Origin of the sequence: Synechococcus sp. H55.10 (assembly GCF_047502715.1) — a bacterium.
Classification (GTDB): Bacteria; Cyanobacteriota; Cyanobacteriia; order Thermostichales; family Thermostichaceae; genus Thermostichus.
On sequence record NZ_JANSJJ010000069.1, the window covers coordinates 1 to 8810 of the forward strand.

The 8810-nt window shown below is 56.0% G+C and carries 3 protein-coding genes; all 3 read right to left on the reverse strand.

Annotation, left to right across the window (positions count from 1 at the left end; all coding sequences use genetic code 11):
• Window positions 1-203: 203 nt before the first annotated feature.
• From NW858_RS05335 to NW858_RS05345, 3 genes are read right to left on the reverse strand one after another with little or no spacing between them, the layout of a single operon-like run.
• Window positions 204-5822, reverse strand: coding sequence for a DEAD/DEAH box helicase (locus NW858_RS05335; RefSeq protein WP_414520062.1), 5619 nt, complete (start codon window positions 5820-5822; stop codon window positions 204-206).
• Window positions 5823-5854: 32 nt separating this feature from the next.
• Entirely contained in the window at window positions 5855-7153 is a 1299-nt protein-coding gene (locus NW858_RS05340; RefSeq protein ID WP_414520063.1) for a hypothetical protein, read from the reverse strand.
• Between the two features lie 4 nt (window positions 7154-7157).
• A complete protein-coding gene (locus NW858_RS05345; RefSeq protein WP_414510130.1) occupies window positions 7158-8750 on the reverse strand; it encodes a hypothetical protein in 1593 nt (530 codons plus the stop codon).
• Window positions 8751-8810: the final 60 nt, after the last annotated feature.

Sequence of the window (8810 nt, forward strand, 5' to 3'; positions counted from 1 at the left end):
CCTGCCGCTTCCCGCCCATGACCTTCGAGTATTGAGGGATCCCCACTTAAATCACATCGCTCCATTCTCAGAGAGCCCAAGCAACAAGTCAGAGATTTTGTAGCTAGCTTAACTATTTGCTGCTCGTCTCCAGCCGACTCTAGAACTGCGGCCAGCGAACAGCTATTCTCAAGCCAGCTGCACACCTATTTGAACTTTCAGGTTTATGAATGCTTAGAGCGGGTAGGTTTTGTTGTCTTCGCCAAGACATCCCCCGGTCGCCGCAGGGTCAAGAAGGGATTGATTGCCTGAATGTTGGCCTGGGGATAAGCTTGCTGAACCTGCCCAAAAGTTTGTTGCCAGATAGGGTGCCCGTCAGTCCAGAGGGGATGGCGCACGATCCGCACTTCCCGTCCTTTATTTCCCGTCCACACCGGCAGCGGAAAGTCCTGAGGCGCTCTCTGGAAGCCTAAGTTTTCCAGCAGCGGCGGCAGTGCTCGCTCCACCAGGCGCCGCCAAGGATTCTCCTGACCTTCCCCCCAAGGGGTTTGCAAATCGACCGGCGCCTCAGCATCTCGCAGGAGGCGAGCCATATCCAAGGCCAGCCGCCAATCCAACAGCCCGTGGTAAACCAGGTTGTAATAATCGCGCAAGCAGTTGTTGCAAGACGTGTCGCAGCTCTCTTGGTGCTGCAGCCAACGGGCGGCTAAGCTATTGGGTTGAGCTACGCTCTCCCGTTCCAGCAGCTTCGAGAAAACTTCCGGCTGGGCAAGGTGGAGGCAGTACCCTGCGCCGTTCTCCAGCCTATCAAACAGAAAAGCTCTTCCCACCACTCGACCGGCCTCTGCTGTGGTCTGAAAGCTGGCTTGCAACTCGTCAGGATCCACATCCAGAAAAGCACAGGCAGCCGCCCGCAACCAAAACGCAAAAGAATACAAAGCTGCTCGCCCTTCCAAAGTCCTTGGGTCGGCAAACACGCCAGTTGGCCAAGTCTGAAAGCCGACCAGCAGCACATCAGTGCGTCGCTTGGACAGCAAGGCAATTCGATAGGTAGGGCCGATCCCTTTGACTTGTTCCCCTTGGGCTTGCGAATAGGGATCGAGGCAGACATAGGCTCCCGCCTGCTTCTGGCCAAAAACTTCCGCCGCTTGCAGCCGGAAACCGCCCTCGCCGCCGCGATCGTTGACGATTAGAACGTTGCCGCTGCCACCCTGCAGGTGAGCGTTACCAGTCTTCGCTTCGCGCTCAAGCTCAGGCACGCCCAGGGTGGGCCGGCTAACGCGGGGTTGCCACTCAAATTGACCGTCGAAATCCCGCGGCTCCAAGTTGGTGAAAAAGCCTGTCGGCTCACGGGCATCGATACAGCGGAGGGTGGGTTGCCCGCATACAGGGCAAGTTTGATCCGCCGGCTTGAACGCAGGAGGAGAAGAAAGGGGCGGCTGAGGTTGGTAGTTCTCGATCATGGCTTGGCAGTTGCGACAAAATCCCAACCAGCGGTTGGGTTGGTCAAGGGGTGGCACCAAACCGGGACGCGATTGCACGCCTCTTTTGTGAGGCGCCAACTCCACCAGCCCGCAGGCGGTGTGTACCGCCCGATCTTTGACGATTTCTGAGCCGGGGGCAAATTGTGCGATCGCCGTATCCAAGTCACGATCGATAGTGCCTTGGCTAGCTGACCAGCGAGTGTAGAGCAATCGCACCCGCGTGGGAAAGCCAAACATGGGTAAGATGCCGGCATTGGCCAAACGCTCGCTGAGTTGAGTTTGTCTGTAGGCGTTGGAAGCGGCAATCTCGTTAATCTTATCGACCAACTCCTCGCGGATGTGGCGATGTAAGGCTTGTTGCTCGTCAACCGAGAGATGAGTTTGCTGGCAAAGTTGAGCAATCACGGTTCGAATCTCTTGGTCATGGCTAGCAATCCAGTTGCGAACCGATGGTTCCACCTTTGGCCAGTTTTCGGCTAGGCCAAATTCCCCGTGGATGCTGGTCACGTCTTCGAGATCCACTGCAGCGGATAGATCTTGTTGTGAGACTTCCTGAAAAGCTTGTCGCAAAACCTCTTTCGCGATGACGCGCTGGGCAATACTACGGCTGCGCAGATCGATGTAAGGGGGAGGTGGCGGATCGCCGGTAATAGCCTCAGGGCGCTGAAAGTAAAAATCGTCGTGGCTGCGGCCTCGGCAAAACGTAATCGCCAAGGAAACCCCGGCGCCGCGCCGCCCAGACCGTCCCACCCGCTGCTGGTAGTTGAAACGCCGCGGCGGCATGTTCGCCATCATCACCGCCAACAGCCCGCCGATGTCTACCCCAGCTTCCATGGTGGTGGTCACGCTCAGCAAATCAATGCCCTGAGCCAGCGGTATTTCCCCTTCCAAAAATACGTCCTGAAACCAGCGCTGCCGTCTGAGGCGATCCTCTTTGTCCGTTTGGCCAGTTAATTCGGCAGCATTCATCCGAAACGGTTCGTTGTCAGGATCGGAGAGGTAGGCGTAGTAGTCCAAGTCGCGCGGCAAGCTGCTCGGCTGCAATCGGATGACCTGCGGGTCAGAGTGTCGGCTGGTGTTGTGGCCGCCGCTGCACTCCGGGCACCATCCCCCCGCGGCATGCAAGTAAAAGGCGCTGCACTGAGGACAGCGGTAGCCTTGAAGACCTTCGCGAGAGACAGGCACGAGGTAGAGGCAATCTGGATCCAAAACCAGTCCGTCCGAGCTACTGCTACCGATCTTGCGCAACTCCCCCTCAATCTGCGATTTCAGTCCTGGCTTGCCCTGCTCTTCTAACCTTTCCAGGTATCGAACCACACACCTCGGCAGTTCCCGATTAGAATCAACCCTATAGTACTTGGAGAATCGATGCTGCTTGCGAACTCCCAGTTGGCGGATGACAGCACTCACAACTTCTTGCAGTTCCGGCGGGACTTGAGCCGTAACATAGCCCTGGCCAAAAGACTCAGTGTTTCTGACCGCATGGGCAAACAGCGCGAACATCATTTCATCGGCCAAGTAGGCATTGAGCTTGTCCAGGTGTTTTTCTTGCTCTGGAGTCGGGCGGTCGGCTCTTCGTGTTATTGGGTTGTTTTGCCAGTTGTAAAGCTCCGTCCAGTGATGCCGATCCTTGTTGATGGCATAGTAGAGGGCGCTAAAGGACATACCACCAGGGCATAGTCCCAACTGTAAGAGGCGGTCTGCCAGAGTGCGTCGAAGCTTGAGGAGTGGAACTTGCCCGGGGTAAGACTCGAGCATTGCTAGCCATTGTTGGCGTGCCTCAGGATCGGCCGGCGGCATGTCCTGCGCCCAAAACAATGCCTCGGTAGCAAGGGTAGGCTGCAGATTGGCAAAGCGATTGCGTGCCGCCCAATCCTCCGCCATCCGCTCAACGTCTTCCAGCAGCTTGGGATAGCCGCGCAACCGTTGCTGCCGTTGCTCTGGGGTAGGTAAAATGCTGCGCAGAAAAGCCCGCAGGTCTTGCCAGTACTCCCGCGCCAATCGCACCAGCAACAAGCGCACCATATCGCGGTAGTGATCCATTTCCATCCCAGCAGCCAATTTGGCGGCGTCCTGGCGGCTATCGGAAAAAATCACCAGCTTGCGGGATTGCGGCGTCGGCATTTCCCGCAACAAAGCGCCGGCAATCACCTGACAGGCTTTCTGAAATCCAGTGCGATGCACACGTAGCGGGGTGGGATAGGCTTCGCGGCGGGCGCGATCGGTATCGCAGCGCGGGCAACGGGTCGGCAAGGCAGGCTGGTTCTCGGCCTCTACTTGGTACACCCAGCCAGGAACCTCGCCTTCTTTAGGAGGTGTCTTCTCTTTGTTGAGTTCGCCCGTAGCGGGGTTGAGTTTGGCCTCGACCCACCGCCGCTTGACTTTTCCAGCGCTCCACTCCAGATCTTGCGGCTCGGTCGCCCAAGGTTCTGGGTCATGGGGGAGGGGCCAAAAAACGCGATAGTTCCCGGATTTTTGGGTGAGGCTTACTAAATCGGGAATGCCTTCTAGATCAGGTTGATCGGGAGTGAGGATAACCGACTTGCCAGACGAGTAAGCATAACCCCCTAGGAATACCTCCCCGCAAACTTCGCAGACGATCAAATCCAGAACCCGTGCCCCGCAGTCGCAACTGAGGCGGTGCTGGCTATGTAAGGCACCGATAGGCGGAGGGGGTTGGTTGTCCTCTTGAGGGCGTTGGGCAACGCTGCACTTGGGGCTGCTGCACGCCCACAGGCCTTGCAGGTTGTGAAAGAAGAGGTGGCCGCGCACGGGCTGGGGCGATCGCCCATCTTCTCGCTTCGCTACTGCCGTTGCCATCAACAGTCCCCGCAAGGCCTCAGAGACCAGACCGCCTGCAGGCACGGGTGCGCCTGGAAACAGTTGCTGGTCAACTTTTTGGATGGGGGTGGCGCGCACGCTGCCGCTAGCCTGCCGACAGGCCTCCCGCAGCGCATCTGCAACGTTGAGTCCCTCGAGGCACTCCCCCAAAGCCTGCTCTGGGGATCCCAAGCTGGGATCGCTGCCCAAAGCCCGCACCAGCCTCGTCAGGGCTTCTTTAGTGACTGGGAGAGGGCGCAGCGGCTGGAGGGGATCCGGCTGCACATCGCTGGCAAACTGAGCAAAAGCAGCTTGATGCTGACGCACTTGTGCTGGCGCCTTGGGAACCGGAGGAACTTGTTCCCCGGCAATCACCACAAAGCGATCGCGCCCAACAAACTCCCGGAGAAACTTGCGGCCTGCCTCGCCCTCTTCCAAGCTGGCACTGGTGGTCAAAACCTGCAGTTGTTCTGAGTTGACTGTTAGCCCCAAACGGTACAGCAGTAAGCGCAGCAAGTAGGCCACTTCTGAGCCTGGCGTCCCTCGGTAAGTGTGCAACTCATCGACCACGAGCAAGAATTTGCGCTCGCGATTCTCTTGCAGCCACCTTTTCGTTTGCTCGAACATCCCGGCCTCGATTTGCCGCATCAGCATGATGTTGAGCATGGAATAGTTGGTAATCAAGATGTCCGGGGGATGCGCTTGCATATCCCAGCGCGAGCGCATTTCTCCTCCATCCAAGCGCGGAAAGTAAAACCTCAAATCTGGGTCTTGGCTCTGGACGGCAACCTTTTCCTGCTCCGCTTGCAACTCTCGCAATTGCCGGGCTAATTCCTTGACCTTATCGGAAGTGGGATAGCCGGGGAGGGGGGTCTGACCCGTGTAACGACCGAAGGTGATGCGATTGCAACCCCGCTCGCGATCAAGCCATTCATGGGTTTCTGGGCCATCCAACACTTTGCGCAACCGGCGCAATTGATCCTCCACCAAAGCATTTAGGGGATAGAGAATGAGCGCCCGGATTGCCGCCGGTCGTTTTTGCTCTTGGCGCTGTGGCACCCAATTTGGATTGTCTTCCTCCTGCCACCAAAACGTATCCCCGCTTTCAGACATCGGATCCCAACTACGGGATTCCCGCGCAAGGTGGGCTAGGATTGGCAACAAAAAACACTCGGTCTTGCCGGAGCCAGTTCCCGTCGTTACCACAATATCCTTTTGATCAACGATGGCTGCTTTCAAACTCTGCCATTGGTGCTCATAGAGGGGTAAGTTCGGGAACAAGGAACGACCGAGGTGGGCCAAGTCTTCATAGCCAGTGGGTAAAGCTTTTGCTGCTTCCTCGAGGGTTTTGCCAGAAGAAGGGTAGACGGGTGTGGGCTCCAGTAGAGGAGGAACACTGAGCAGAGGATGATCAGGGCTGTAATGCAAGTGGCGATCGCGCTCGGCGCTAAGAGCAGGATACCGTAAGGGAAAAGCACTCTTAATGTAAAGCTGATAGATTCGATCCAATCGCTGATAGGTGCCGATGAGGTCGTACATGATTTCTCCTTGGCTTTGGGCAAAAACCTTAGCTATTTCTCCAAATCGAGCAGCGGCAGCCGCTCGCCGATGATTTGCCATGCAGTTGGCGTAATGTTCTGATAAACCAGTTCCTCTGTTTCAGGTCTGTAGCAAGGCAAACAGCCGGATTGCATGACCAAATAGCGTTTGTAGGCTAGCGGCCAGCGCTGGCTGATAGGGATCGATAATTCTCGGCTATTTGGGTCGTACTTAACTGATAGGTTTTCGGAAGCAAGGCGAGTCAAAGCCAAAAAACGTAAGCCGTACCACTCGCCGCTGTACCACCTGTCTTGCTCGCGGTCGTAGAACAGGGCATGCTGTTGTGGGGATCCCTTCTCATGCAATTCGTAGAAACCTGTTTCCTCAGCAGTCGGCACGTCTGCGAAGTGGCTCCCATCATAACGCTTCAGCCGATAGCGGTGGAGTGGCACCCAATCGACAACGTCCAGTGTAGCCACCCAATTGTCCCACTGGGGAGGAGCCTCGACCGGGCGGATGCCTAGGGTAGGGTAGCTGGCTCGCAACTTGGCGATCGCCGTGGCAACATCAGTCTGCAGCTCGAACTGCCAGCAGGGTGGCACATCCTTTCGAGATTGGGGGATCTCCTCAAGGCGACCCAATTGCTGAAGATCTTTCTGGAGAGCTGCATTCCGCTGACCGTACAGCACGTAGCAATTTTCACCGACCGGCTGCAAGGAAGGCGGCTGCATCTGCCAGCGTCTGCCATCTCGAGCCACCGTGAGATGCCCCAGCAATTGTAGCCGACGCAACAACCGACGTGGTTGGGGTAGGTCTAGGCGATCGCATACGGCTTGAAAGGTTTCCCAAGAACCGGAACCGGCTGCCGATAGCCACCAAAGCAGTTGTTCGCACGCTCGAGAGCGATCGCTTTCTGCCGACTCAGCTATAGGTGTTTCCAAACGAAATGGGTTGACTTTAGGCAGCCGTTTGACTTCGAAATACCTTATAGTTTGGATATCCTGCTCTAAATCGTAGGCGATACCCACCATGTGTCGAATTTCTTCCCAGTAAAATTCTTGCCTTGCAGCCTTATTAATACCGCTTATTGTTTTAAGAAATTTCTCAAGATTGTCTTTTTGTCTGGATTCCCAATCAGGGCGTGCCTTCGGATCAATACCCAAGTAGAAGTAGTACTCGCCTTTTTTCTTGATACCTTTCTCAATTCGAACATGAGATATGACATCTACTAAATTTTCTTGAGTAATTCGCTTCTGTAAGTGCTCTAGCAGCTTTTGTGGCTTAAATTTCTTGCAATGAGTGTGAAAGAGCCAGTAAATCAGCTTAGACATAAGATCATTCTCCTACTACACAAGCTAATGACAAATCATCCCAATTCAGAATCTTTAAAGAGCGTTCCTGGTGGGCAGTTCCGCTCCGAACTTGGATTCGATAAGTACCAGGAGGTAAGTCTGCTGGCAAATCCCAAGGCTGGTTGGTAGAGCGATGGTCTCCTTGAAGGTATATGTTCCCAGTGACCACTTCAGTCAGGGTCACCGCTGCCGTAGGCTGAAATCCGTACACGGTCACCTGTGGTAAGTGATCCTTCAGCCAAGCCCGTCCTTGGGGTACCCGTAATCCGCCACTCAAGGCAATGTGCAGGCGATCGCGCGGCTGCAAGGCTTCTTTCAACTCGGGATGTTGTAAAAACAAACCGTCCCATACGGGGGCCAGCACCTGACATTCTTGGATTTCCCACCAGTCAGAAGTTTCGGCAAACGCAGGCTGGCGCTCGCCCGACCATTGCAGCAGGCTTTCTTCGCGCAGCCGCTGCAAATCCGGCCACAGGGCTTCCCGAAACAACACAGTGAAGTGACTGCCAAGTTTGGGCGCTCCCCAACTGGCTAGAGCACCGGACTCAGGGTTCTCAGGATCGGGCACCAAGACCCAGAAATCTCGAGCCGGCAGTTGGAGCTCCCGCAAGTGGGCATGGCCGCGAATAGGCCAGGCTCTCCCCTCAGCTAGATCGCCAGCAGAGAGTGGCTTGCCAACGGGGTAAAACCAACCTGCGCGCTCCAAGCGCAGGCGACCTAAGTTTTCTACCGTCACCTCTGCAACTGGCCAGTGACGCGGCAGCTTGGGATAAAGGTAGTATGCTGGATCCCCCCACCGATCCTCGGTGCGATACAGCCCCGCAGTCAGACGCGTGGGGGGCTGGTACGCTCGGCTAAATCGTTGCGGTTCCGGGCGTCCTGCATCCAACCACTCTTGATGGACGGCTAGGATTTCGGCGCCCAGGACTTCGTGTCGCTGGCGGTCGTCCAGCAGCTCTGCCAGATGTTGGTTTAGGTTCTTTTCGCTCGCCAAATCCACCAGCAACTGGGTTTCGCTGCGGGCCGTAGTCCACTTTTTCTCGTAAAACATGCGACATAACTTTTGGGTGTCCGCCTCCCGCAGCAAGGCCTGGGAAATGGGGTAATTCAAATACCGGCGCGAGCCTTCCCCTGGTTTGGCGGTGGCAATCCATCCTTTTTCCTCTAGCCACCGGTTCCACTCCTGCCACAAGCTTTCTTCATCTCCGGCTTTCATCCCTATCGGACGGGTGTCGCCAGGTATTTCCAACCGTTGGCAAAAATGGGTGAAGAAGTCATTGGCATCCAGCTTGTCATCTCTCATCATGTCGTTGGCGGCGAGTACCATCAGCGCCAAGAAGGCCACCCCTGCCGGTTCGGACGATCCCTGGTTTTGCAAAGCCGATAACTGCAGCCGATTGCCATCTGCCACCTGAGCGCGCACGGCTTGGCAGAAATCCTTAACTGTGCCTAGGCCCAGACCTGCTAAAACTTTTTGATCTACACTAAGGTAGACTGGCGTGTTGTAAGGAACTCCCAGTGTTGCCCATTGAATAATGGCTCGGTTCCAATGAGCGTATTCATCGCGCAGCGCCACAATGACCTCGCCCTAGGTCGCTTTCTCAATCCTAGGCAGGTGTTGAATACCCAGTTTCCT

Excerpts from the sequence above, each read along its gene's own strand:
- NW858_RS05335 (WP_414520062.1), bottom strand. The coding sequence starts at position 5,822 with ATGTACGACCTCATCGGCACCTATCAGCGATTGGATCGAATCTATCAG.
- NW858_RS05340 (WP_414520063.1), bottom strand. The coding sequence starts at position 7,153 with ATGTCTAAGCTGATTTACTGGCTCTTTCACACTCATTGCAAGAAATTT.